This is a genomic window from Kitasatospora sp. NPDC058406 (assembly GCF_042722765.1).
GTDB lineage: Bacteria > Actinomycetota > Actinomycetes > Streptomycetales > Streptomycetaceae > Kitasatospora.
The window spans coordinates 1-24,343 of the sequence record NZ_JBHXKE010000082.1; the positions used below are offsets into that span (position 1 = coordinate 1).

The 24,343-nt window shown below is 75.4% G+C and carries 22 protein-coding genes and 1 pseudogene; 11 read left to right on the forward strand and 12 right to left on the reverse strand.

Annotated features, from left to right (window positions below):
- The 3 genes from ACFWOG_RS18010 to ACFWOG_RS18020 all read right to left on the reverse strand — a co-directional run.
- Positions 1-992 (reverse strand): HAMP domain-containing protein (locus ACFWOG_RS18010; protein ID WP_380359561.1); only part of this gene is annotated, 992 nt, incomplete at its 3' end.
- A 263-nt stretch (positions 993-1,255) separates the two neighbouring features.
- Entirely contained in the window at positions 1,256-2,827 is a 1,572-nt protein-coding gene (locus ACFWOG_RS18015; RefSeq protein WP_380359563.1) for a CHAD domain-containing protein, read from the reverse strand.
- A 66-nt stretch (positions 2,828-2,893) separates the two neighbouring features.
- Positions 2,894-3,832, reverse strand: a complete 939-nt coding sequence (locus tag ACFWOG_RS18020; protein WP_329881754.1) for a SigB/SigF/SigG family RNA polymerase sigma factor — start codon at positions 3,830-3,832, stop codon at positions 2,894-2,896.
- A 412-nt stretch (positions 3,833-4,244) separates the two neighbouring features.
- On the opposite strand from ACFWOG_RS18020, the gene ACFWOG_RS18025 reads away from it, so the two are divergent.
- On the forward strand, positions 4,245-4,709 hold the full coding sequence (locus ACFWOG_RS18025; RefSeq protein ID WP_380359565.1) for an ATP-binding protein: 465 nt from the start codon (positions 4,245-4,247) through the stop codon (positions 4,707-4,709).
- Between the two features lie 94 nt (positions 4,710-4,803).
- On the opposite strand, the gene ACFWOG_RS18030 is transcribed toward ACFWOG_RS18025, so the two are convergent.
- Positions 4,804-5,772 carry an LLM class F420-dependent oxidoreductase gene (locus tag ACFWOG_RS18030; protein WP_329951152.1) on the reverse strand — a complete coding sequence of 323 codons (969 nt, stop codon included), beginning with the start codon at positions 5,770-5,772 and terminating at the stop codon, positions 4,804-4,806.
- 287 nt (positions 5,773-6,059) lie between these two features.
- On the opposite strand from ACFWOG_RS18030, the gene ACFWOG_RS18035 reads away from it, so the two are divergent.
- Positions 6,060-6,806 (forward strand): hypothetical protein, encoded by a 747-nt coding sequence (locus tag ACFWOG_RS18035; protein WP_380359567.1) that lies wholly within the window; start codon positions 6,060-6,062, stop codon positions 6,804-6,806.
- A 55-nt stretch (positions 6,807-6,861) separates the two neighbouring features.
- Here ACFWOG_RS18035 and ACFWOG_RS18040 read toward each other — a convergent pair whose 3' ends face one another.
- The gene (locus ACFWOG_RS18040) at positions 6,862-8,328 is read right to left on the reverse strand and encodes a GH1 family beta-glucosidase (RefSeq protein WP_380359569.1); all 1,467 of its coding nucleotides are present in this window, start codon (positions 8,326-8,328) and stop codon (positions 6,862-6,864) included.
- A gap of 404 nt (positions 8,329-8,732) precedes the next feature.
- Here ACFWOG_RS18040 and ACFWOG_RS18045 point away from each other — a divergent pair, with 404 nt between their 5' ends.
- A complete protein-coding gene (locus tag ACFWOG_RS18045; protein WP_329951149.1) occupies positions 8,733-9,449 on the forward strand; it encodes a TNT domain-containing protein in 717 nt (238 codons plus the stop codon).
- A 61-nt stretch (positions 9,450-9,510) separates the two neighbouring features.
- On the opposite strand, the gene ACFWOG_RS18050 is transcribed toward ACFWOG_RS18045, so the two are convergent.
- On the reverse strand, positions 9,511-10,143 hold the full coding sequence (locus tag ACFWOG_RS18050; protein WP_380359571.1) for a hypothetical protein: 633 nt from the start codon (positions 10,141-10,143) through the stop codon (positions 9,511-9,513).
- Between the two features lie 265 nt (positions 10,144-10,408).
- Here ACFWOG_RS18050 and ACFWOG_RS18055 point away from each other — a divergent pair, with 265 nt between their 5' ends.
- Entirely contained in the window at positions 10,409-11,104 is a 696-nt protein-coding gene (locus ACFWOG_RS18055) for a type 1 glutamine amidotransferase domain-containing protein (RefSeq protein WP_329951147.1), read from the forward strand.
- A gap of 39 nt (positions 11,105-11,143) precedes the next feature.
- Here ACFWOG_RS18055 and ACFWOG_RS18060 read toward each other — a convergent pair whose 3' ends face one another.
- Positions 11,144-11,641, reverse strand: a complete 498-nt coding sequence (locus tag ACFWOG_RS18060; protein WP_380359573.1) for a hypothetical protein — start codon at positions 11,639-11,641, stop codon at positions 11,144-11,146.
- Positions 11,642-11,705: 64 nt separating this feature from the next.
- Complete coding sequence (locus ACFWOG_RS18065) at positions 11,706-12,479, reverse strand: serine aminopeptidase domain-containing protein (RefSeq protein ID WP_355404177.1); 774 nt, start codon at positions 12,477-12,479, stop codon at positions 11,706-11,708.
- 187 nt (positions 12,480-12,666) lie between these two features.
- On the opposite strand from ACFWOG_RS18065, the gene ACFWOG_RS18070 reads away from it, so the two are divergent.
- Positions 12,667-13,476: a hypothetical protein gene (locus ACFWOG_RS18070; RefSeq protein ID WP_329951144.1), complete on the forward strand. Its 810-nt coding sequence runs from the start codon at positions 12,667-12,669 to the stop codon at positions 13,474-13,476.
- A 71-nt stretch (positions 13,477-13,547) separates the two neighbouring features.
- Here the strand turns inward: ACFWOG_RS18070 and ACFWOG_RS18075 are convergent, their stop codons facing one another.
- Positions 13,548-13,919, reverse strand: coding sequence for a DUF6401 family natural product biosynthesis protein (locus ACFWOG_RS18075; RefSeq protein ID WP_329951143.1), 372 nt, complete (start codon positions 13,917-13,919; stop codon positions 13,548-13,550).
- A gap of 265 nt (positions 13,920-14,184) precedes the next feature.
- On the opposite strand from ACFWOG_RS18075, the gene ACFWOG_RS18080 reads away from it, so the two are divergent.
- The 5 genes from ACFWOG_RS18080 (at position 14,185) to ACFWOG_RS18100 (ending at position 19,151) form a co-directional block, all read left to right on the forward strand.
- Positions 14,185-15,111, forward strand: coding sequence for an LLM class F420-dependent oxidoreductase (locus ACFWOG_RS18080; protein WP_329881770.1), 927 nt, complete (start codon positions 14,185-14,187; stop codon positions 15,109-15,111).
- 533 nt (positions 15,112-15,644) lie between these two features.
- The gene (locus ACFWOG_RS18085) at positions 15,645-16,256 is read left to right on the forward strand and encodes an AAA family ATPase (RefSeq protein WP_380359576.1); all 612 of its coding nucleotides are present in this window, start codon (positions 15,645-15,647) and stop codon (positions 16,254-16,256) included.
- Positions 16,257-16,520: 264 nt separating this feature from the next.
- Complete coding sequence (locus ACFWOG_RS18090; protein WP_380359578.1) at positions 16,521-17,534, forward strand: zinc metalloprotease; 1,014 nt, start codon at positions 16,521-16,523, stop codon at positions 17,532-17,534.
- A 282-nt stretch (positions 17,535-17,816) separates the two neighbouring features.
- On the forward strand, positions 17,817-18,281 hold the full coding sequence (locus ACFWOG_RS18095; protein ID WP_380359580.1) for a universal stress protein: 465 nt from the start codon (positions 17,817-17,819) through the stop codon (positions 18,279-18,281).
- Positions 18,282-18,323: 42 nt separating this feature from the next.
- A complete protein-coding gene (locus ACFWOG_RS18100) occupies positions 18,324-19,151 on the forward strand; it encodes a DNA-formamidopyrimidine glycosylase family protein (protein ID WP_329881774.1) in 828 nt (275 codons plus the stop codon).
- Positions 19,152-19,166: 15 nt separating this feature from the next.
- Here ACFWOG_RS18100 and ACFWOG_RS18105 read toward each other — a convergent pair whose 3' ends face one another.
- From ACFWOG_RS18105 to ACFWOG_RS18115, 3 genes and pseudogenes are all read right to left on the reverse strand, one after another.
- Entirely contained in the window at positions 19,167-19,802 is a 636-nt protein-coding gene (locus tag ACFWOG_RS18105; protein WP_380359594.1) for a uridine kinase, read from the reverse strand.
- A gap of 76 nt (positions 19,803-19,878) precedes the next feature.
- Entirely contained in the window at positions 19,879-21,189 is a 1,311-nt protein-coding gene (locus ACFWOG_RS18110) for a PQQ-binding-like beta-propeller repeat protein (RefSeq protein WP_380359582.1), read from the reverse strand.
- Between the two features lie 113 nt (positions 21,190-21,302).
- Positions 21,303-21,632 (reverse strand): annotated as a pseudogene (locus ACFWOG_RS18115) (DUF4326 domain-containing protein); the annotation flags it as partial.
- Between the two features lie 248 nt (positions 21,633-21,880).
- On the opposite strand from ACFWOG_RS18115, the gene ACFWOG_RS18120 reads away from it, so the two are divergent.
- A complete protein-coding gene (locus ACFWOG_RS18120) occupies positions 21,881-24,334 on the forward strand; it encodes a SpoIIE family protein phosphatase (RefSeq protein ID WP_380359584.1) in 2,454 nt (817 codons plus the stop codon).
- Positions 24,335-24,343: the final 9 nt, after the last annotated feature.

Sequence of the window (24,343 nt, forward strand, 5' to 3'; positions counted from 1 at the left end):
AGCGCCGCGACCTCGCCCTTGGCCTCCACGTTGATCTTCTGCGAGAGGTCGCCCTTGGCGACGGCGGTGGCCACCTGGGCGATGGAGCGGACCTGTCCGGTCAGGTTGGAGGCCATCACGTTGACGTTGTCGGTGAGGTCCTTCCAGGTGCCGGAGGCACCCCGGACGGTGGCCTGGCCGCCGAGGTTGCCCTCGGTGCCGACCTCGCGGGCGACCCGGGTGACCTCGGCGGCGAAGGCGCTCAGCTGGTCGACCATCGTGTTGATGGTGGTCTTGAGTTCGAGGATCTCGCCGCGCGCGGTGACGGTGATCTTCTGCGAGAGGTCGCCCTCCGCGACGGCGGTGGCCACCTGGGCGATGGAACGGACCTGGGCGGTGAGGTTGCCCGCCATGAAGTTGACCGAGTCGGTCAGGTCGCGCCAGGTGCCCGACACGCCCTTGACGTCGGCCTGGCCGCCCAGGATGCCCTCGGTGCCGACCTCGCGGGCGACCCGGGTCACCTCGTCGGCGAAGGAGGACAGCTGGTCGACCATCGTGTTGACGGTGTTCTTGAGTTCGAGGATCTCGCCGCGCGCGGTGACGGTGATCTTCTGCGAGAGGTCGCCCTTGGCGACGGCGGTGGCGATCTGGGCGATGTCGCGGACCTGGCTGGTGAGGTTGCCGGCCATCGCGTTGACCGAGTCGGTCAGGTCCTTCCACGTCCCCGACACGGCGGGCACCTCGGCCTGGCCGCCGAGCCGGCCCTCGGTGCCGACCTCGCGGGCGACCCGGGTCACCTCGGAGGTGAAGAGGGAGAGCTGGTCGACCATGCCGTTGAACACGGTGGCGATCTCGCCCAACAGGCCGTCGGCGTCGTCGGGAAGGCGGGTGCCGAAGTCTCCGTCGCGCACGGCCGTCAGCCCGGCCAGGAGGCGCCGCAGATCCGGTTCACCGACCTGCGCCGTGCCGCCGTCGGCCGCGTGCTGAGCCTGGGGCTTCGTCGTGCCAGCCATCGAGGACGTCGCCTTCCTCTGTAGGGCGACAGGCCGCACGGCCCGTCGCAGTCAACACCCGATCCGGCCGCACGTCCGACCAAAGGGCCGCGCCGAAGCCGTGTCAGGCACCTGTCCGTACCGTTCCGGACCGTACCGCACCCGTTCGGCCGAGGGCGACTCCCGTAGCACCGACGGAAAGTGACCGGGCCCACGTCCGACCGGGGCCGTCCGGGGGCGGTCACGCGCCGGAGAACCGTGATCGACGAGCTGCCCGCCGCCGGCTAGCCGAGGTCGGTGAGCTTGCGCCCGCGGGCCCGGCGGTACAGGTCGGGCAGGCGCTCCTCGGCCGCCCGGGCGGCGTCCCGCCGGAGTCCGTACAGCACCCCGTAGGCGAACGCGTGAGCGTCACCGTCCGAGGGTCCGGTCCCCGCGTCCAGGAGGGCCCCGCGGGCGATCACGGTGTCCTGGTGGTCCCCGAGGGCCCGCTGCAGGGCCTTCATCCGCAGGGAGAACCTCTCGGCGCGCCCGGCGGAGACCGGGCGGACGCTGTCCGCCGTGTAGCGGGCCCGCTTGGCCGCCTTGCGCGCATGGTGCAACGCGCCGTCGCGCTCGGGCCCGGGGGCGGTCGCGAGCGCGGCGTCGAGCCGCTCCACCGTCCGGCGCTGTTCCCGGCGCAGTGCGCGGGACAGCTGCCCGGCGGCGTCGCCGCCGCGGCCCTTCCCGGTGAGGGGCGGATCGTCGGCGAAGGCCTCCAGCGCGTCGAGGAGGGCGAAGTAGCGCGGGGTGGTGAGATCGGTCACCGCGTGCTCCCAGGCCTCCCGGTACCGGTCGGCGTACCGCGCCGCGAGCCGGGCGCGCAGGTCGCCGCGCGGCACCTCCGGGGGCAGCTCGTCCACTGCGGCGACCAGCTGCTCGCCGAGCACCTCCTGATCCCGCGCCAGGCCCAGCGACCGTCCGAGCCACCGCAGCTCGGCGGCCAGTTCCTCGACGCGCCCGCGGTCGAACAGCCGGCGGTGGGCCTTGAGGAGGCTGCGGAGCCGCCGGGCCGCGACCCGCATGCGGTGCACCGCGTCCGGCTCGTCCAGGCGCACCCGCGGGTCCAGCGCGATCAGCGTCCCGACCTGCTCGCGGAGGGCGGCGCCCACCACCGCGCCGGGCGTTCCGGGGCGCAGTGGCACCCGGTCCGGGGCCTGCTGCCGGGTTTCGTCCAGTGCCCGGGCGAGCTTGGACGGGTAGCGGGAGCGGCTCCCGCCCGCCGCCGTGAACGCGGCCTCGACGTCGTCGAGGAGTGCGGTGCCGCCCTCCGCCAGCTCGACCTCGGTCTCGGTCCAGGCGGTCAGCTGGGTGGGGGTGCCGGCGGCCCGGCCGGCGCCGGGCGCGGAGCCGCTCCCGCGCGGCGTCCGCGGCCGGTCGAAGACCTGGCCGGTGACGCGGTCCTCGGCGATCTCGGCGAGCGTGGTCCCCGCCGTGTCGAGCAGGAGCTCGCGGCGCCGGCGGGTGTGCAGGTGCGCGACGGGTGCGAGCGCGCCGCCCCGCACGAACACCGCCAGCCTCGGCGTCAGTGCCGACGGCACCTGGCCGGGTGCACCGGCGTCGAGCGGTTCCGCGATCTCCTCGCGGGTGTCCCCGTCACGGGGCAGCTTGAGGTGCCAGCCGGCGTCCTTGCCGCCGGTGCGCCGGCGCAGGGTGATGCGCCGGCGCAGCAGCCGCAGGTCCGGGGTGTCGTAGTAGACGGCGTCCAGGTCGTGCGGTTCGCCGGGCACGACCCGGGCGACGCCCGGCAGGTCCTCGAACCGCCGGAGCGGCCGTCCGCCGTCGTACTTCCGTTCCCTCTCCATCTGTTCGCCACTCATGGTGGGCGCCTGCCCGCGGATCGCGGTTTCACGCCCGGGGGGACGGTGGGCCGCCCCCCGGCGCCGTCAGGCCTCGGCCAGCAGCTCGGCGCGCAGACCGGACAGGATGCGGGTGAGCAGCCGGGACACGTGCATCTGCGAGATGCCCAGCCGCCGGCCTATCTCCAGCTGGGTCAGCTCGGCCCCGAACCGCAGCGACAGGATGGTGCGGTCGCGCTCGGGCAGGGCGGCGATGAGCGGCTTGAGGGTCTCCAGGCAGAGCACGGTCTCGTAGGCGCTCTCCTCCTGCGCGATCCGGTCGCCCAGCGCGTCGCCCCCGTCCGCCCCGCCGTTGCCGGGCGCGGGGGCGTCGAGGGAGCCGGCGCTCTGCGCCTGGGAGGCGATCAGGCCCTCGCGCACCTCGTCCTCGGTGAGGTCCAGGTGCGCGGCCAGCTCGCCGGGGGTGGGGACGCGGTCCAGCACCTGCTCCATGGCGTCGCTGGTCTTGGCCAGCACCAGGCGAAGCTCCTGGAGGCGGCGCGGCACGTGCACCATCCAGCCGGTGTCACGGAAGAACCGCTTGATCTCCCCGCTGATGGTGGGCAGCGCGAACGTGGAGAACTCGACCTCGAAGGACGGGTCGAAGCGGTCGATGGCCTTGATGAGGCCGATCGTGCCGACCTGGACGATGTCCTCGATCGGCTCCTTGCGGTGGGTGAACCGGCTCGCCGCGAACTTCACCAGCGCCATGTTGAGCTCGATCAGGGTGCCGCGCACGTACGAGTACTCGGCGGTGCCCTCCTCGGCCGCGCGCAGCCGGGCGAACAGCGCCCTGGACAGCTCGCGCGCGTCGGCCGGGCACGTGGCCGAGGGCAGGGTGGCGGCGATTCCCAGTTGCTCGGCGACCCGGGCGAGGTCGGCCGGGCAGGTCACCTCGTCACCGGTCGAGACAGGTCCGACCGCGCCGGGGGCCGAAGGGCGGTGGGTGCGGGCAGTGGTCGAAGGGCGGGACACGACGGTCGGCATGCTCTCTCTCCTCTGCTGATGATCATTCGCGGGTGACGACGGGACTCACGTGCCCGGCCTCGACCCGAACAGACCTACCTTTGCCAGATGACCACTCGATCTTCACTTTTCCTCCACGATTCGGAGGTGTTTCGGTGGCGGCGACCGTTTTCGCCCCGTCCCCGGCTGCACCGCCGGCCGTGCCGGACGTGCCGGGCGGCGGGCCCCGCGACGGCCCCGCGACGGCCCCGCGACGGGTCCCGCGACGCGCCCGGCCGGTCACCGGGCGGTGTTTCCGGAGCACCTCGGGGCACAAGACCCCCGCGGGTGGCGGGCCGTGGTCGGCGGGCCGGGCGCGTCACCCGGTCCCTCCGGTCGCAGGGTGCCGCAGGGGGTCGCAAGGGTCGCAAGGGTCGCGTCGGAGTGAGGACAGATGAGCATCAGTGAGTACCGGACGATGAGCCGGCCGGTCCTGTCCGGGCTTCCGGCCACGGGGCAGACCCGCAGGCTGACCCCGGGCGGCGGTCCGGGGGTGGTCGGGCGCTGCCGGGACCACGCCCGGTCGGCCCTGGAGGACTGGGGCTGGTTGCCGACCACCGACCCCGATCAGCAGGCGCGGGCCGACGACGTGCTGCTCGTCGTCTCCGAGCTGGTCACCAACGCCTGCCGGTACGCCGGGGGGCCGGACCAGCTGGTCCTGTCCGCCACCGCGCACATCCTCCGCATCGAGGTGCTGGACGGTTCCGACGCGCCGCCCCGGCCGCGCGTGCCGCACGCGCCCGGACAGCTCGGCGGTCACGGCCTGCACGCCGTCGCGCTGCTCGTCGGCCGGTGGGGGCACGCGCCGCTCGCCGGCCGCCCCGGCAAGGTGGTCTGGGCCGAGTTCGACGTTCCGTAGCCGGGGAGCCGGCAGCCCCCGGCCCCGGAAGCCTCCGGCGCCGTGGCCCCCGGCCCCGCGACCCGCCGGGCGGGCGCCCCCCGGGCCGCCGCGCTCAGAACGCGGCGCGCAACGCCGGCAGCAGCGTGCCCTCGGCCCAGTCCAGGAAAGCCGGTTGGCTCTCGCCGCCGACCTGGACGAGGGCGACCTCCCCGAACCCGGCGGTCACGAACGGGCGCACCGCCTCCACGAAGTCCTCGACCCGGTCGCCGCAGGGAACGGCTTCGGCGACGTCCTCGGGCCGGACGAACCGGCTCGCGGCCGAGAAACCCGCGGTGCCCGGCAGTTCCGCGTTGACCTTCCAACCGCCGCCGAACCAACGGAACTGCTCGTGCGCCCGTCGTACGGCGGCGTCCCGGTCCCGGTCCCAGCAGACCGGCAACTGGCCCACCGCGGGCTTGCCGGCCCCGCCGTGCCGCGCGAACCCGGCGATCAGGGCCGGGTCGGGCTCGACGGCGATCACCAGGTCGGCCAGCCGGCCGGCCAGCTTCCCGGAGGCGGGCCCGGACACCGCCACCCCGATCGGCGGCGGCACGTCCGGAAGGTCCCACAGTCGCGCGCCCTCGACGTCGAAGTACTGGCCGTGCCGGGTCACGTACCCGCCGTCGAAGAGCGCCCGGATGATCTCCACCGCCTCCGCGAGCATCGCGTGGCGCACCGTGGCGCTCGGCCAGCCCTGGCCGACCACGTGCTCATTGAGGTTCTCCCCGCTGCCCAGGCCGAGCCGGAAGCGGCCCTCGGACAGCAGCTGCAGGGTGGCGGCCTTCTGGGCCACCACCGCCGGGTGGTAGCGGAACGTCGGGCAGGTCACGTAGGTCATCAGCGGGATCCGGGAGGTGGCCTGCGCGGCGGCTCCGAGCACCGCCCAGGCGTAGGGCGCGTGGCCCTGCTCGTCCAGCCAGGGGAAGTAGTGGTCCGAGATCACCGAGAAGTCGAACCCGGCCTGCTCGGCGCGCACCACGTCCGCGACCAGGTCACGGGGGGCTCGCTGCTCGGTCATCATCGTGTATCCGATCTGCACCATGAGGGACGCCTGCCCCCGATCGCCGCCGCCCTCACGCCGGACGGCCGCGCGCCACCCGCCTGCACCAGCGCCGGGCCCGGGGCGGCAGCAGCGGCGGCCCGCGACGCAGGGCCCCCGGGCCCGCCGAACTGCGGTCCAGGGCGGCGCGGATATCCTGGACCCGTGCGGCTGCGTGAGCGCGGGGGAATCGTCACCGAGCCTCCGGGCGTGTCCCGTGAACAGCCCGACCCCGGCCCGGCACCGGCCTCTCCCGGCGACGTGTGACGGTGCGTGACGGGAGCAAGGTGATGATCCTTCCGGTCGAGATCAAGGTCAATGTCGACGGCGACGTCCAGGAGGCCCTGGCGGCCCTGGGTGAACCCCGGGGCGGTACGCGGAAGCGACTCATCTGGTTCGCCGAGGACCGCGACGGCGTCGCCGACGGACGACTGCCCCTGCTGGACGGCGGGGTGATCGTGCGCCTCCGGAGCGGCGACACCCCGGACGAGCTGACCGTCAAGCTGCGCCCGTGCACCGGGGAACAGCTGGTCGGGCCGTTCACCCGCCCGTTCGAGGAGGAGTCGTTCGAGTACCGGATCGAGGAGGACCTGGCGGGGAGTCGCCGGACGCTCGCGGCGTCCGCGACGGGCACGCACCCGCAGGCGGCGCTGCTGGACGCGGTGGCGCCCGGGGCGGACGCCGCCGCACCGCTCGGCGTCCGGCAGCGGGAGTTCCTCCGCGGGTGCGCACCCGGCGTGCGGATCGACGGACTCGTCGCACTGGGCCCGATCGCCTCCACCAAGGGCGAGGACGTGCCGCTCGACGACCTGGAGGCCGACCTGGAGCGGTGGGCGGTCGGCGGTCTGGACTTCCTCGAAGTCTCGATCCGGGTCAAGCCCAAGGAGGACGAGGAACCCGACGCGTTCGCGGAACGGGTCGCGCGCAAGCAGCGGAAGCTCGAATCGGCCGTACGGGACCGGGGGGTCTTGCTCTCAGGGAACCCCGAGAGCAAGACCCGGCGGGTCCTCACCGCCCTGGTGCCCGCCCGTCCGTGAGAGGACCCCGGCCGGCCCGTGCCCGGCCGTCGCGGCCCCGGAGGCCGGGAGCCGGCTACGCCCCGTCGAGGGGGAGCAGTTCGCCGCTGCGGGCGACCCGCCCGTACCAGTGGGCGCTGGACTTCGGGGTCCTGGCCAGGGTCCGGGGGTCGACGTGGACCAGCCCGAACCGCTTCTCGTACCCGTACGCCCACTCGAAGTTGTCCAGCAGGGACCACAGGAAGTAGCCGCGCACGTCCGCGCCGTCGGTGACGGCCCGGTGCACCGCCGCCAGGTGGGCGCGCACGTAGGCGGCGCGGTGGGGATCGTCGACCGCGCCGTCCGCGCCGACCTCGTCCTCGTAGGCCGCGCCGTTCTCGGTGACCGCGAGCGGCAGCCCCGTGTACCGCCGGGCCAGCCCGGTCAGCAGCTCGTGCAGGCCGGACGGGTCGACCGCCCAGTCCATCGCGGTGACGTCGCCCGGTGCCCGGTGGAAGCCCACCCGGTCCGCGCCCGGCCAGGGGGAGGCCTGGCCGCCGCCGTGGCCGTCCTGGCGCGCGGGTTCCGTCCCCTCGGTGGTCGCGGAGACCACGGTGGTCGTGTAGTAGTTGACGCCCAGCCAGTCCAGTGGCTGGTGGACCGTCGCCGGGTCGCCGGGCCGGACGAAGGACCAGTCGGTGAGCCGGGCGGTGTCGTCCAGCAGGTCCTTGGGGTACGCGCCCTCCAGCATCGGCCCGAGGAAGACGCGGTTGCCGACGGCGTCGATCCGGCGTGCCGCGTCCCGGTCCGGCGCGGACGGGGTGAGCGGGCGCACCGCGTGCAGATTGAGCGCCACCGACAGCAGGGCCCCGGCCGGCAGAGCGGCGCGCAGGGCCTGGACGGCCAGGCCGTGGCCCAGGTTGAGGTGGTGGGCGGCGCGCAGGGCGGCCACCGGGTCGGTGCGGCCGGGGGCGTGGACGCCGGAGCCGTACCCCAGGAAGGCGCTGCACCAGGGCTCGTTGAGGGTCGTCCACCGGTGGACCCGGTCGCCGACGGCCTCGCCGACCAGCGCGGCGTACTCGGCGAACCGCTCGGCGGTGGCGCGCTCCGGCCAGCCGCCGGCCGCCTCCAACTCCTCCGGCAGGTCCCAGTGGTAGAGCGTGGCGACCGGGGTGATCCCGGCGGTGAGCAGCTCGTCGGCGAGGCGGCGGTAGAAGTCCAGACCGCGCTGTGAGGCGGGGCCGCGCCCGGTGGGTCGGACGCGCGGCCAGGAGACCGAGAACCGGTAGGCGGTGAGACCGAGTTCGGCCATCAGCCGGACGTCGTCGCGGTAGCGGTGGTAGTGGTCGGTCGCGACGTCGCCGGTCTGGCCCCGGTGGACCCTGCCCGGGACGCGGCAGAAGGTGTCCCAGATCGACGGGGTGCGGCCGTCCTCGGCGGCGGCGCCCTCCACCTGGTAGGCGGAGGTGGCCGCGCCCCAGAGGAAGCCGGCCGGGAACCGGGGGACGGCGGCGGGCGGGTGGGGGTCGGGCGGGTGGGGGGCGGACGGGTGGGGATCTGCCATGGCGGGTGCTCCCATCGGTGAGAACGGCGTGAGCGGGCGCGAGCGGGACGGCTGAGCGGTGCGGCCCCACGATGTGTCTGCCCGGCAGGGCGAGGACGAACAGCGGGGGCACCGTCGAGATCGGCGCGCCGGCCGCCACGCCCGCCCGCCCGGTCGACCGGCGGCCCGGCCCGGGGGGCTCGTCGCTCGCCCGCCCGGTCGACCGCCGGCCCGGGCCGGACGGCCTCCGCACGTGCTCGCGCCGGTCCCGTCGGCCCGAGCTGCCGAACGGGTGAAGGGTGGGCGCCGGAGCGTTTCGCCCACGAAGTGATGTCGTGGTGATGTGTAACTTCCGGTGCTGACAGAGCCGTTCCGCGCTCCCGCGCCGACCCTGGTCTCTGACCACCACCCGGAGGCATCGCTCCATGCGTTCTCGAACCCTTGCCGCCCTCTCCATGGCCGCAGCCCTGCTGGTGACGGGTACGGCCGCCACCCAGAGCGCCGCCGCCGCGGTGGCCTCCGTGGAGGCGGAGCCCACGGACTGTCCGAGGGAGCAGTACCGGCCCACCGACGACGACAAGAAGAAGTTCTACTGCGGGTTCAAGGAGTTGGGCCCCCGGACCCTGCCGACCGGACCGGTCGGCAAGTTGCTCAACGGCTACTACCGCTTCGGCGGGCTGACGCCCCAGCAGTTCCTCTCCTGGTACCGCGACGGCCTGGACTGGAAGTACCCGGCGGCGGACGGGTTCCGCGAGGTCAACGGCACGGTCGACCAGGCCGTGGCGACGGTGCCGAAGGACACGAAGCTCGACCGCTTCGGATCCGCCGGCGGGCGCTACCTGTCCACGGCCGGCACCGCGTACTCCGCGCGGGCGATCCCGCCGGACAGCCTCAACCCGATCCCGGACGCGCAGGGCGTGCCCCAGGACAGTTACCACTGCTACGTGGTGGTGAAGGAGTTCAAGGTCCTTCAGGGGCACATCGCGGCCGCCTTCGCCCAGCCCGGCGGCGGTGTCCAGCAGTGGCTGAAGGAGGACGCCGCCCTGAAGCCCGCGGAGCTGGGCACGGACCCGTACTACGTGTCCTCCCTCCTCAAGTACGGCTTCCTGGACGAGAAGCCCGCCACCACCTGCACGGGCTGACGGATGCCGGTCCGGGGCCCCCGGCGCGGTCCTCGCCCGGCCGGGGGCCCCGGTCGCGGGATCACTCCCCGGCGGCCAGGCAGCCCAGACGGCCGTCCCAGGAGGCCGTCCGGCAGGTGAGTGCCGCACCGGCGGCGGAGGTCGCGGTGGCGCCGTGCTCCTTGCACCTGCGGTGCGGTTCGTTGCAGCTGCCCTTCCTCTTCCCGGGGATCTGCGCGCAGTTCTGGGTGTCGTGGGCCGCCTTGCCCTCGGGCGAGAGGTTGTCGTAAGCGCTGCCGTCGTGCCGCCCGGGCGAGTCGGCGCCCCCGCCCGCGTCCGCCGCCGGCGGGGTCGTGCGCGGGGCGCTCGGCCGGGTGGGCGTGGCCGGGGCGGAGGGGGAGGCGGGCTTCTTCGGCGGGGTGCCTCCGGCCGGGGCGCTCGGGGTCGGGGTGCTCCCGGGCTCCGTGGGGCGGGGCGTCGGGGAAGTCGCCGGGGGCTCTGTGGCGGGGGCCGTGGCGGGGGTCGTCGGCGGAGCGGGTACGGCCGGGGTCACGGCGAGGGCCGCGACGGTCCCCGGAGGTGAGGCCGGTGTGTCGAGGGCGTCGCACGCCGTCGCGGACGCGCCGAGCAGGACGGCCGCCACGGCCGGCGCGGCCGCCACGGCCGGCGCGGCCGCGCTGTCGGCCGCGCGGGAGTTGATCATGGAGCTGGGCATCGGGCCAGTCCGGGGACCGCCACCCGGGGGTCACCGGTCCGGTCGGGCCCCCGGCGGCCATCGGGATCCCGATACCGGACATCGGATTCTCCATTGGTCCCGCGCGCGACGCCGCCCTACTGTCGATCTCGTCACCGCGCTGACGGCCCGTCGCCGCACGGGCGGTCCGGGCCCGGCGCGTCGGGAACCGCGGAGCGTCACCCCGTCACACCCGGGTCCGCTCCCCCCTGAACCCCTTCCCTCTGAACCCCTTCGGAGCAACCCGATGTCGAAGATCCTCTTCGTGATGACCGGCGCCGACCACTGGACGCTGGCCGACGGCACCAAGCACCCCACCGGCTACTGGGCGGAGGAGGCCGCCGCCCCGTACGAGGCGTTCCGGGCGGCGGGCCACGAGGTGACCGTCGCCACCCCGGGCGGGGTCGTCCCGACCGTGGACCGGGGCAGCCTGGCCCCCGAGGTCAACGGTGGCCAGGAGGGCGCCGACCACGTCGCCGCGACCCTCGCCGCGTTCACCGGGCTGCAGCGTCCGGTCCGGCTGGAGGACGTGCGTGCGGACGACTACGACGCCGTGTTCTACCCGGGTGGCCACGGGCCGATGGAGGACCTCGCGGTCGACCCGGTCTCCGGCCGGCTGCTTGCCGACGCCCTCGCCTCGGGCAAGCCGCTGGGCGTGGTCTGCCACGGCCCGGCCGCCCTGCTGGCCGCCACGACGGCGGGCGGCGCCAACGCCTTCGCCGGTTACCGGGTCGCCGCGTTCACCAACGCCGAGGAGACCCAGGCCGGTTTCGCGGACCGGGCGAAGTGGCTGCTCCAGGACCGCCTCACCGAGGCCGGCGTCCTGGTCCAGGAGGGCGAGCCGTGGGCCCCGCACGTGGTCGTCGACCGCAACCTGGTCACCGGCCAGAACCCCGCCTCCGCCGCTCCGCTCGCCGCCGAACTGATCGAGCGGCTGGCCTGACCGCCGAGGGCTGACCGGTCGCGCAGCGGCCGGGGCCCGTCACCACGGGCCGGGCCGGTCTCCCCCCGCGGAGCCGGCCAGGGCCCGGCCCAGGAGCAGGGTGCTGCCGGTGAAGGTGTGGGTCGTGCCGCCCGTGCGCGGATCCGCCCCGGCCGGGGGGACTTCGGTGAAGCCGGTGCTCCACTGGCCGCCGAGCCGCTCCCGGATCAGTTCCAGGACCGGCCCGGAGACGGACAGGACCGCGAGGGGGTCCGAGGTCCGGCTGTGGTCGGCCTCGACGAGCTGCGCCCTCCCGGAGGCCGGGTCGACGCGGGTGTCCTCCGTGGTGACCGGGGACTCCCCGGACGCGTGCCGGACGGCCACCGGGCCGGTCGCGGAGCCCGGGCGGCCGTTCCCGCGGAGGACGTGCGCGGCGGTGACGGCCAGGCCGGGGGCCACGAGGAAGCCGCTGCCGCGGAAGCCGCCGGCGACGGTGATCATCACGGCGCAGTCGCGCAGGGTCGCGGACGGTACGGGACCGAGTGGTGCTCCGGTCACTCGGCGCCCCGGCGGGGCCGGGCGGCTTCGTCCGGACCGGGGAGCGGGTGGGCCGGGGCGGTCCTCAGGCGTCCGTGGGGAGGGGCTGGGCCGGGTGGCGGGGCGCCGCGGTGCGGGGCTGGGCGGGGAGCGGGAGGCCGAGGGCGGTGGTGGCGTCGGCGGGCAGGGCCAGGGCGGCCGTGACCTCCGGCGGCAGGTCGCGCAGGCGGAGCAGTCCGGCGGAGAGACGGGCGGCGGCGCGGTGCCAGTCGCCGGCCCGCTGGAGCAGGGCGTGGCCGCTGCCGAGGACGGTGTAGCCGCAGACCCGGGCCCCGGCGGCGCGGCTGCGGGCGGCGAAGGCGAGCGTGTCGGCGGGGGAGGTGACCCGGTCGCGGTCGCCGTGCAGCATCAGGACGTCGCGGCCGGCGAGCTGCTCGCAGGGGTCCTCGGCGGGGCACCAGGGGGCGAGGGCGACGATGCCGCTGACCTGGGGGTGACCGCCGGTGCGCAGGGCGGCGCGGCCGCCCATCGAGTGGCCGATCAGGACGGTGGGGACCTTGCCCAGCTCCTCGGCGAGGTCGTCGAGGGCGGCGCGGGTGTCGCGGGCGGCGTCGGCGCGCTCGCCGTTCCAGCCCCGGTGGCGGTAACGGACGGTGCCGATCGCCACGCCCGCGCCGGCCGTCTCGCGGCGCAGCGCGCGGACGAAGCCGGCCATCCGCAGGCCGGGCGGGTTGATCCGGCCGGGCCGGGAGAGATTGTGTTCCTCGCCGCCGTGCAGCACCAGCACCGCGGCGCCCGGCTGCTCGGGCCGCTCCTGCCAGACCAGCGCCCGGTGTCCGCCCGTACCGTTGCCGCCCACCCTGTACCGCTTTCGCCGTCCGTTTCGTGGACCGCAACTGTACGCGCCGGGTGGGGCCGTCGGGTTCACCCGGGCGGCTCAGCGCCGGTGCCGGGCGCGCGCGGGCGGCCGGTGGAGCTGCTATCCACGAAGGGTGGGGGTGTTCCGCGCGCCGCTCAGGGCGCAGCGTCGCCGAGTGGAGGACTTCGTGGCTCAGCAGCTCGCACTATCTGTCGACTTCGGATCGGGATTCACCGAAGCCTGGTCGAAAGTCGCCAAGTTTATTCCGCAGTTCATCGCCTTTCTGGTGATCCTGGTCATCGGCTGGTTCGTGGCCAAGGCCATCGCGAAACTGCTGGACCGGGGGCTGCGCCGGATCGGGTCGGAGAAGGTGGCGGAGCGCGGCGGGATCGCCCGGTACCTGAGCGGCTCCAAGTACGACATGACCGGGATCGTCTGCAAGATCGTCTACTACGCGATCCTGCTCATGGCGCTCCAGCTCGCCTTCGGCGTCTTCGGCCCCAACCCGATCAGCGTGATGATCAACGGCATCGTCGGCTGGCTGCCCAAGGGCATCGTGGCCGTGGTCATCGTGGTGGTGGCGATGGCCATCGCCAACGCCGTCCGCGACATCGTCCGCAACGCGCTCGCCGGCGCCGCCTACGGGCGGACGGTGGCCACCGTCGCCTGGGCCTTCATCGTCGCCCTCGGTGTGATCGCGGCGCTCGGCCAGGCGGGCATCGCCACCGCCATCACCGGTCCGCTGCTGATCGCGGTGCTCGCCTCGGTCGCCGGGATCCTGGTGGTCGGCGTGGGCGGCGGTCTGATCATTCCGATGCGCCAGCGCTGGGAGCGGTGGCTGGACGGTGCCGAGAAGGAGACCGCCAAGCTGCGCGGCAACGCGTACCAGGCGGGCCGGGAGGACGCGCTGGCCAACCAGCCGGTCCGCCCGGCCACCCCGGCCGGACCGCCGGCTCCGGGCATCGACCCGGGCCGGCCGGGCGGGCAGTCGGGCTGAGCGCCGGTCCGCCGGGTCCGGTCGCCGCGCGGTGACCGGGCCCGGCGGGCGGGTCACCGCGCGTGCCGGACTCAGGCGGGCAGCAGACCCTGCTCCCGGACCAGCCAGCAGATCGCGGTCAGCCGGTACACGGCGAAGTCGTACCCGACCGGTTCGCGCCAGCCGATCTCGGTGAGCGCGTCGAGGAAGCCCAGCGCGTAGTCCGACAGCTCCTCGCGGTCGAGGGGCCGGGGCGAAAGCTCCGGCCCCTGCGCGTACAGCAGCTCGCGCAGCTCGGCGGTGTGCTGGTCGACCGCCGCCACGAAGCCCGGCTCGAAGGCGAACTCGGCGAGCCGGGGGGTGAAGGCGGCGACGATCCCGGGCAGCGGACAGCCGGCCGGCCGGTGGGAGGGGTCGGAGTCGTCGGGGGAACCCCGGTGGGATCCGTCGGGCGTGGCGAACATCCGTCCACGGTAGGCGAGCGGGGCGGCGGGAACGGCCCCTCGTTGCGGTTCCGTGTTGAGACCTTGGCCACCCCGCGGCCCGGCCGTCCGAGCCCGTCGGGGCCCCGGCCCGGTCACCTCGGCCGTCGGCGCCCGGTCCCCGGGCCGGACTCCCGCCGTCCCGGCCCCGGCGCCGCTCCGGTCGCCGGCCGTTCACCGGCCCGACCGCCGCCGGAATCGGTGAAACGGGTATGAGCACGGGGTGGTCTGTACCAGAATGGCCGGTATGGATCTTCGAATCTTCACCGAACCCCAGCAGGGCGCCGACTACGACACCCTGCTCCGGGTGGCCCGGACCGCCGAGGAGCTGGGTGCCTTCAGCGCCTTCTTCCGCTCCGACCACTACCTGAAGATGGGCGACGTCAGCGGCCTGCCCGGCCCGACCGACGCCTGGATCACCCTGGCCGGCCTGGCCCGGGACACCAGCACCATCCGCCTCGGCACCCTGATGACCGCCGCCACCTTCCGGCTGCCCGGCGTGCTCGCCATCCAGGTCGCCCAGGTCGACGCGATGAGCGGCGGCCGGGTCGAGTTCGGCCTCGGCGCCGGCTGGTACGAGGAGGAGCACAGCGCGTACGGCATCCCCTTCCCGAAGGAGAAGTTCGGGCGGCTGGAGGAGCAGCTGGCGATCGTCACCGGGCTGTGGAACACCAAGCTCGGGGAGACCTTCGACTTCGCCGGGGAGTACTACCGGCTGACCGACTCGCCCGCGCTGCCGAAGCCGGTCCAGCAGAAGATCCCGGTCCTGGTCGGCGGCAAGGGCCCGACCCGCACGCCGGCGCTGGCCGCCCGCTTCGCGGACGAGTTCAACCTGCCGTTCGTCTCGGTCGAGGAGAGCGCCGCCCAGTTCGGCCGGGTCCGCGCGGCCGTCGAGCGGGCCGGGCGGCAGGCCGACGACCTGGTGTACTCCAACGCCCTGGTCGCCTGCGTCGGGCGGGACGACGCCGAGGTGGCCCGCCGGGCCGCGGCGATCGGCCGTGACGTGGACGAGCTGAAGGCCAACGGCCTGGCCGGCACGCCCGACGAGGTGGTGGAGCGGCTCGGCCGGTTCGCCGCCGTCGGCAGCCGGCGGGTCTACCTGCAGATCCTGGACCTGGACGACCTGGACCACCTGGAGCTGATCGCCTCCCGGATCGCCCCGCAGCTGGGCTGAGTCCGGCCGCGGCCCGGCGGCTCCACCGGACGCGCGCCCCGGCGCCGGGGGAGCCGCCGCCACGCGTCCCGGGGGGTCGCCGAGCCTCCCCGGGCCTCCGGCCCAGCCGTGCCCGGCCGGGGCGCTGTGACGTGCCCGGTGCGCTTCTGTGACGTTCCTGGAGCGGTAAAGGACTCGGCCCGGACCGGGGCTGACCACTAGTCTTTACTTTCTCTTGAAGGGGGAAGGCTCTTCGGGAGACGGAGCCGGGCAGCGTTCGGGCCGGCGGGGAGTCAGGGGGAGAGCCGATGGCGGACGTCAGGGTCTTGGGGATGCCGGACCTGTCCGGACCGGCCGATTCCGGGCCCGCGGCCGGGCCCGGGGCGGAGCCGGTGAGTCGGTCGGGGAACGGGACCGGCGGCGAGTCCGGGCCCGGGGCGCCGGCGGGCGCGACCGCGGGGGCACCGGCCGGGCCCGTCGCCGCGGTCGCGCCGCCCGAGGCCGGGGGCGAGTCCGGCGCCAGGGTGCCGGCGCCGCGGACGGCCTGTCGAGGGGTGTCGCCGGAGCCCGCCGGGACGGTGCTGCGCCCCCGCGGGCTGCAGGACCTCCGGCAGGGCCGGGCCCGGCCGGCCGTGCTGCACTACCCGGCGGGGGACCTGCTGGTGGTCTCCGGGCTGCCCGGCAGCGGGAAGAGCACGCTGATGCGCCGCTGCGTCCGCACCCTGCTGGTCGACTCGCAGCAGGTCCGCGAGGAGTACGCGGCCCGGGTGCCCGGCTGGCTGCCCTACGCGGTCTACCGGCCGGTGGTCCGGGTGGCCCACTACCGTCGGCTGCGGCGCGCGGTGCTGGCGGGCGGCCCGCTCGCGGTGCACGACTGCGGGGCGGTGCCGCACGTCCGGCAGTGGCTGGTCCGGGAGGCCGCGCGGCAGGGGAGGCGGGTGCACCTGATCCTGCTGGACGCCAGCGCAGAGGAGGCCCGCGAGGGGCAGCAGGCCCGGGGCCAGGCGGTCTCCGCGTACGCCTTCGCGCGGCACCGGGAGGCCGGCCGGCGGCTGCGCCGACGGCTGGCGGGGACGGGGGAGCCGCCGGCCGGCTGCGCCTCGGCGGTGGTACTCGACCGGGCCGGTGCGCGCGCCCTCCGGGAGATCGTCTTCGTGGCGTCGTAGTCTCGGCGAGGGCCGTCGCCGCTCCACGGAGCCGACGGGGCGTCAACTTTCGGACAGACCGGGGCCGGTACTGTGCGCATGCGCGCGACGGGAAATGCTCGATGTGCGGCCGGGTCGGACCGCTCAAACTTCCGGATTATGTCTGATATGTCGTCAGAAGTTCCAGGCCGGAACGAGTCTGACGCGTACACGCGACTCTGCGTAGCCTGAGCTCGGCGGCCCCCCTCAACCGCCGTCCCCCACAACTCCCCCTCAGGAGCGCAGATGCGTCGTTCTGCTCGCGTGCCCTCGCGTGCCGCCGCAAGGTTCCTCGGTGCGGCCGCCCTCACCGCGGCCCTCGGACTCACCCAGTTCGCCGCCCCCTCCACGTTCTCCACCGCCACCGCGGCCCCCGGGGCCCCGGTCGCCGCCGCCGAGTGCACCGGTGACGCGAGCCAGGACGCCGCCGCGCGCAAGCCCGCCGGCGGTTCCGCCGGCCAGGAGCCCAACGCCGTCAGCGACGCCCAGGCCAAGGCCATGGACGCCGAACTCCAGGCCCGGGTCACCCAGCTGGCGCTCTCCCCGGGGGGCAACGCCCTGCTCGCCCCCGGCACGCTGGCGGCCACCACGACCGTCCCGGTGTACGTGCACGTCGTCCACTCCGGGACCACCGGCAAGCTGTCGGCCGCCACGATCACCAAGCAGATCGCCGTCCTGAACGCCGCGTACGGCGGTCAGGGTGCGGGCAACGCCCCCAGCCAGTTCCAGTTCCAGCTGGCCGGCACGGACTACACCGACAACGCCACCTGGTACAACGGCATCACCCCGGGCTCCTCCGCCGAGCGGTCGATGAAGAGCGCGCTGCGCAAGGGCAAGGCGGGAGCCCTCAACCTCTACACCGCCAAGCTCGGCCAGTCGCTGCTCGGCTGGGCGACCTTCCCCAGCTCCTACCAGTCCAACCCGACCGACGACGGCGTGGTCGTCCTGGACACCTCGTTCCCCGGCGGCTCGGCCACCAACTACAACGAGGGCGACACCGCCACCCACGAGGTCGGCCACTGGCTCGGGCTCTACCACACCTTCCAGGGCGGCTGCAGCGGCCAGGGCGACTACGTCTCGGACACCCCGGCCGAGAAGAGCGCCGCGTACCAGTGCCCGGCCGGCCGTGACACCTGCACCACCACCGGGGTCGACCCGATCCACAACTTCATGGACTACACGTACGACTCCTGCATGACGCAGTTCACCGCCGGTCAGGTCGCCAGGATGGCCAGCTCCTGGGCCGCCTACCGGACCTGACGGTCCGCGGCGACCGCCGCCCGGAACACCGGCGGGTGCACGGCCATCGGGCCGCGCACCCGCCGGTGCCGTTTCGGCCCGGCCGGCCGGCAGCCCGACGGGCGGTCCGGCGGTCCGGCTGCCCGGTCGTCCTGGACTTCCTCGGCACCGGGCCCGGATCGCACAGGGTTCGAAAGCATTCGGGGCTCCCGGCGTGGCAAATGGCGACTGTTTGTCCGCTTTGATCTATGTTCGAGGGGACAGCAGTGCAGTCGGGAGAGCAGTCGAGCAAGGAGCAGCGGTATGGCCAACAGCGCGAACCCCCGGATCGTCGTCGGCGTGGACGGCTCGCCCGCCTCGGAGCAGGCCCTGCGCTGGGGCGTCGACTACGCCCGGCTGGTCGGCGGCACCGTCCAGGCCATCGCGGCCTGGGAGTACCCGGCCTTCTACGGCTGGATCGGGGCGGGCGTGCCGGCCCCCGACTTCAACCCCGAGGAACTCGCCGGGAAGACGCTCGCGGAGAGCGTCACCCGCGTCGTCGGTGACGACCCCGGCGTCCGGATCGCCGAGTCGGTCAGGCCCGGCAACGCCGCGCAGACACTGCTGGAGGCCGCCGCGGGAGCTGCGCTGCTCGTCGTCGGCAGCCGCGGCCTCGGCGGGTTCTCGGGAGCGCTGCTCGGCTCGGTGAGCCGCCACCTCACCGAGCACGCGCCCTGCCCGGTGGTCGTCGTCCGCGAAGGGGCCGCCGGCGCGGGCACCGCCGCGTAGCCGGGCGTGCGGCGGGCCGCCGTACGGAGGCACGATGGAGGCATGCCAGAAGGTGACTCCGTCTACCGCGCGGCGGCCCGCCTGCACGAGGCCCTCGCCGGACAGCTGCTGACCACCGCGGACCTGCGGGTGCCCGCGCACGCCACCGCCGACCTGACCGGCCGCCGGGTGCTGGAGGTCGCCCCGCGGGGCAAGCACCTGCTGACCCGCCTGGCGGGCGGCCTCACCCTCCACACCCACCTGCGGATGGACGGCCGCTGGGAGGTCTACCGCCCCGGCCAACGCTGGGCCGGCGGACCGGCCTGGCAGATCCGGGCCGTTCTGGGGACCGAACGCGGCACCGCCGTCGGCTACCGGCTGCCCGTCGTCGAGCTGCTCCGCACCCGGGACGAGGAGCGGGCCGTCGGCCACCTCGGACCCGACCTGCTCGGCTCCGGCTGGGACCCGGCGGAGGCGGTCCGCCGCCTGCTCGCCCACCCCGTCCGGCCGCTCGCCGAGGCCCTCCTCGACCAGCGCAACCTGGCCGGCATCGGCAACGTGTACGCCAACGAGCTGTGCTACCTGGCCGGTGTCACGCCGTGGACGCCGGTCGGCGAACTGACCCGCCCCGAGCGGCTGGTGGACCGGGCCCGGCAGCTCCTCGACGCCAACAAGCTGCGCTCCGGCCACGTCACCACCGGGGACACCCGGCGCGGCCACCAGCACTGGGTCTACGGCCGGGCCGACCGGCCGTGCGTGCGCTGCGGGACGAAGGTCCTGACGGCGAGCCAGGGCGTCCCGCCGCAGGAACGGGTGGCGTTCTGGTGCCCGTACTGCCAGCGCGGGCCGGCCCCGGCGGCCCGGCCGGTGGGCGCACGGCGCGGCCGGTGAACGGGCCGTCCGGCGTCAGGGGCGCTCGACCAGGGCCGGGTGGCGGGGGTCGTCGACACGGACGGTGAGGTCGGCCGCCTCGGTGGGGACGGTCTCCGCCTCGTAGCGGGCGAAGGCCGGCAGCGTCCACCGCTCCTCGGGCGGGGTGCGGCGGCCCAGCGCCGCCGGGGAGAGCGACAGGTGGACGGTCAGCTCCAGCGGCAGCCACCGGCCGAGCAGCAGCGCACCGTCCAGCAGTAGGACGCCGCCGGGCGGCAGGGTGACGTACGGCGCGCGGGTGGAACGGTCGGTCGACGGGTCGCGCAGGCTCGGCAGCACCCGGCCGGTGCCGCCGGGCTCCAACGGGTCCAGTACCTCGCGCGCCAGGGCGCCGTCGTCGAGCCAGAGGTCGTGGAAGGCGTCGGCGTCCTGCTTGCCGTACTCCAGCCGGACCGAGGCCGGGCGGAGGAAGTCGGCCGCCGAGACCCGCAGGGCCGGGCGGCCGCGCAGCCGCAGCGGCTCCACCAGGGCGTCGGCGAGCGCGCCGGGCCGGGCCGCCGCCGCCCCGTCGACGGCCACCCGCTGCCGGCGCCCGTCGGCCCCGGGTGCGGCGGCGATCCGTTCGGCGAGCAGCTCGACGAGGCGGTCGAACGAGATCGGGCGAATCTTCACGGAGTCGTCCACGAGGTCATCCTGCCGTGGGGGTGGGCGGGCGCCGGGCCAGCCGCCGTTCGTCCTCGGCGAACAGTCACGGGACGGGCAGCGGGCCCATGGCGTACAGGACGCTGTCGTGGCCGCCGTAGAGGTTCGCGCCGTCCGTGAAGACCGACCAGACGTCGACGCCGGGGCCGGAGTCGGTGAAGCTCCGGGACTCCCGGCCGGACACGGTCTCCAGGTGGTGGAGGCCGTCGGCGGCCGGGCCGGGGACGATCAGCTCGGCGCCGGCCAGCACGGGGCGGGTGCGGCGGTCGAGGCGGAACGGCAGCTCGTGCCGCCAGAGCTGCTCGCCCGTGGCCACGGCATGCGCGGTGACCAGCCCGTTGTCCCGCAGGACGTAGACCTGGGTGCCGTCGCTCACCGGAGGCAGGGCGCGCCACTCCTCGCCCTGGCCGGGGGCGATCGACCAGCGCGGGACGCCGTCGGCGTGGCGCAGGGCCCGCACACCGGCCGCCCCGTCGGGGAGGTACAGGTTCTCCAGGTCGATCGCGGACCACGCCGCGCTGCCCGCCGCCCCCCAGAGCCGGCGGCCGGTGGCGCCGTCCAGCAGGGAGACCCCGGCGGTCGGGTCCGAGTCCCGGGCCAGGAGGCGACCGGACCAGTCGAGGGCGGCGACCAGACCTTCGCCGCGTTCGGCGGCCGGGCGGGACCAGACCACGGTGTGCGTGGTGGCGTTCACCGCGAACAGCCTGCCGCCCGGGCCGAGCGGGCGGCTCTCGGCCCGGCCGTAGAGCAGGCTTCCGTCGCAGCCGAGCAGGGTGACCCGGTCGCCCAGCTCCTCGGGCAACGGCATGCTCCAGTCGGCGAACGGGCCGATCAGCGTGCGGGCGTCGATGTGGCCGGGCGAGGTGGTGAAGACGCGACCGGCGCCGACGATCACCGGGCTGTCGGCCGGCGCGCCCTTGGACACCGGGAACTCCATCGTGCGGGTCACGGCGCCGGTGTCCCGGTCGAGCACCCGCAGGGCGTCCCCGGAGAGGTGGACCGGAGCGTTCGGCCGGCCGTCGAGCCGCAGCGGCGTCATGGGCGCGGGTCCCCGGTACGTCCAGAGCGGCTCCGGCCCGTTGACCCGGGTCGGCAGCGGCAGCGGCTTCGGCGGCGCCGGTTCCGGCCCGCCCGACGACCGCGACACCCCCCAGACCGCGGCGCCCGCGGCCAGCACCCCGGCACCCAGCAGCAGCCGCCGCCGGTTCGGCCCCGGTCCGCGCTCCCCGCCGCCCCCGCCACTGAGCACGTCCGCCCGCCCGCCGTCGGTGCCGCCGCCCTCACCGTCCCACTGCCAGGACGCCTCGCCGGGCTCGCGCCCGGCACTCTCGGAACGTTCGGACGGTACGGACGGCATGGCTCGGTACTCGTTCCCCCCGGGGCAGCACTGCGCTGCACTGTCCACGGAGGATATCCAAACCGCACGGCCGGCCCCGCGTGCGGCGGCGCCGGCCCGCTCAGGCGGGGGACGCCGTGGTCGGCGAGGTCGGCGATGACCTGGGCGTGGCAGGGGAGCGGCGCGCACCAGCAGCCCAGGCGGTGGCCGCGGAGGCCGGGGACGAGGGCGAGCAGGGCGGGACGGGCGAGCAGGTAGGCGCGGTAGTCGGCGAGCATCTGCTCCCTGGGCAGGTCCGGCCCCGGCCGCCACGGGCAGTGCAGCGGCGACGCGGCCAGGTGCCAGCCGCCGCGGTGCATCGCCCGGCCGACGTAGACGACGTCGGCGTAGGCGGGGTCGTCGCGGTGGCCCTTGAGGTTGACCACGGTGGTCGGGGACGTCGGGCCGGAGGTGCTGCGGGTCATGGTGACGATGGTGACGCCCCCGGGGTGCACGGGCACCCCGGGGGCCGTGTGACCGGTGCGTCCGGTGGGTTCGCCTTGACAGCCCCTGGGGCCCGGCGTAGCAAGAGAAGATGCGCCAGGGTGTGCCGGCGGACCCGCCCGGTCCGCGACCGAGCGGCGGTGGTGCCCGGGACGCGCGATCCGACCCGCACCGCCCCCGGGAGCACGCTGCCCCCGTCCGGGCGGATCCGGCCGGACCCGCCGGCCCGGTGGCGACCGGGCCGGGCGGGGCGGACGGCGCGGCCCAGGAACGCGACGCCCTGCTGGCGGTCGCCGTCCGGAGGGTGCTGGGCACCACCGACGCGTACGGCGCGACCGTCCACCTCCGCTCGCGCGACCGGCGCTCGCTGGTGCTCTGCGCCATCGCCGGCGTGCCGCTGTCGATCATCAGTCCGTTCCGGCGGGTCGCCGCCGCCGGGCCGCTGCCGGCAGCGGTCTCCTACCGCACCGGGCGGACGGTCACGCTGTCCGACACCGAGGACATGATGCGGCGCTTCCCCCAGCTGGCCGTCGGCATGCCCTACGACTTCGCCTCGGCCTGCGTCCCGATCCGCACCGGCGACGACACGTACGGGGTGCTCAGCGTGCTCTGGCCGGCCTCCGACGACGGGGTGCCGGAGGGCGCGCGGCGCCACCTGCGGACGGTCGCCAACCGCCTCGCCAACGGCCTGGCCGGCCTGGAGGCGGCCGGCGGCGCGGTCGAGCCCAACGGCGACACCACCGTGGTGGAACTGACCCCGCCGTCCGCGCCCACCACCCGGGTCGGACTGTTCGACTGGAACGTGGTCACCGGCGAGGTCTCCGCCGACGACCAGTTCTGCGAGATCTTCGGCCTCGCCCCCGGCGACTTCGACGGCCGCGCCGAAACCCTGGCCGGCCGGATCGCCGCGGGAGACCTGCCGGAGTTCCGGACCGCCGTGCGCGGCGCCCTCGACCGGGGCCACGTGCTCGCCGCCCGCCTGCGCGTCCTGGACCGGGACGGGCACCCGTACCCCGTCGAGCTGTGGGCCCGGGTGCCCGGCAGCGGTGCGGACGGCCGCAGCCGCCTGGTCGGCGCCGTCCTCGACACCCGGACCGGGACGGCCGCCGCCGCCGCCGTGGAACGGCTGCGCGACGGCGTCTTCTCGCTCGACCCGGACGGCCGGATCACCTTCGCCAACCACAGCGTCGAGCTGCTGCTCCAGACCCGCCGCGAGGACCTGCTCGGCCACCACCCCTGGCACGTGCTGCCCTGGCTGTCCGACCCGGTGTACGAGAACCGCTACCGGGCCTCGCTGCTCTCGCAGCAGCCCACCGCCTTCCTCGCCCGGCGTCCGCCGGACCACTGGCTCGCCTTCTCGCTCTACCCGGACGCGCACGGCGTCACCGGCCGGGTGGTCGCCGCGGTGCCCCCGCCCGGCGCGGCCGAACCGCCCGCCGAGCCCGCGCCCGGCACCTGGACCGGCCTCGGCGTCATGTACCACCTGCTGCAGCTGGCCAGCGCGCTCAGCGAGGCCGTCACCGTCCGCGAGGTCTGCCGGGCGGTCGCCGACGAGATCCTGCCGGCCCTCGGCGGCCAGGAGCTCGCCATCTACGCCGTCCGGGACCGGCGCCTGCACCTCGTCTCGCAGAGCGGCTACCCGGACGGCTTCCTCGACCACTTCGAGGGCACCCCGATCGGAGCCCGGGTGCCTGGCGCCGAGACGCTCAGCACCGGCACCCCGATCTTCTTCGAGTCGGTCGGGCAGCTCGCCGCCGCCTACCCCGGCATCGAACTGGACGAGATGGGCGCCTGGGCCTTCCTGCCGCTGATCGCCTCCGGCCACCCGGTCGGCAGCTGCATCCTCGGCTTCGACCGGGCCCGCTCGTTCACGCTGGAGGAACGCGGCCTGCTCACGGCCCTCGGCGGCTTCATCGCCCAGGCCCTGGAACGCGCCCGCCTCTACGACGCCGAGTTCGCCCTGGCCCGCGGCCTCCAGCAGGCGCTGCTCCCGCACCGGCTGCCGCGCCTGGACGAGGTCCGGATCGCCGCCCGCTACCTGCCCGGCACCCAGGGCATGGAGATCGGCGGCGACTGGTACGACGCCATCGTCACCGGGCGTGACCTCACCCTGGTCATCGGCGACGTCGAGGGCCACAGCGTCGGCGCGGCCGCCACCATGGGCCAGCTGCGCAGCGCCGTCCGGGCCTTCGCCACCGTCGGCCACCCGCCGGACGAGGTGCTCGCCCGGACCAACCAGCTGCTGCTCGACCTCGACCCCGGGCTGCTCGCCAGCTGCTGCCTGATCCGGCTCACACCGGGCGACGGCCACGCGCTGGTGGCCCGGGCGGGACACCTCCCGCCGGTGCTGCGCCACCCGGACGGGCGTACGGAGGCGCTGTACGTGGCGGGCGGGCCGCTGCTCGGCGTCGACCACCGGGCCGAGTACCCGGTCAGTGAACTGCGGCTGGCCCCCGGCTCACTGCTCGTGCTGTACACGGACGGGCTGGTGGAGGACCCGGCCGCGGCGATCGACGAGGGCGTGGAACGGCTGCGCGCCGCGGTCGCGGGCCACGGCGCGGCGGCGGGGTCGGCCGGCGACGGCGTCGAGGTCCTGGACCGGCTGGCGGAGCGGCTGCTGCACGAGGTGGGCTCGACGCACCGGGTCGACGACGTGGCGCTGCTGCTCACCGCCTACCGGTGAGGCGGGGGC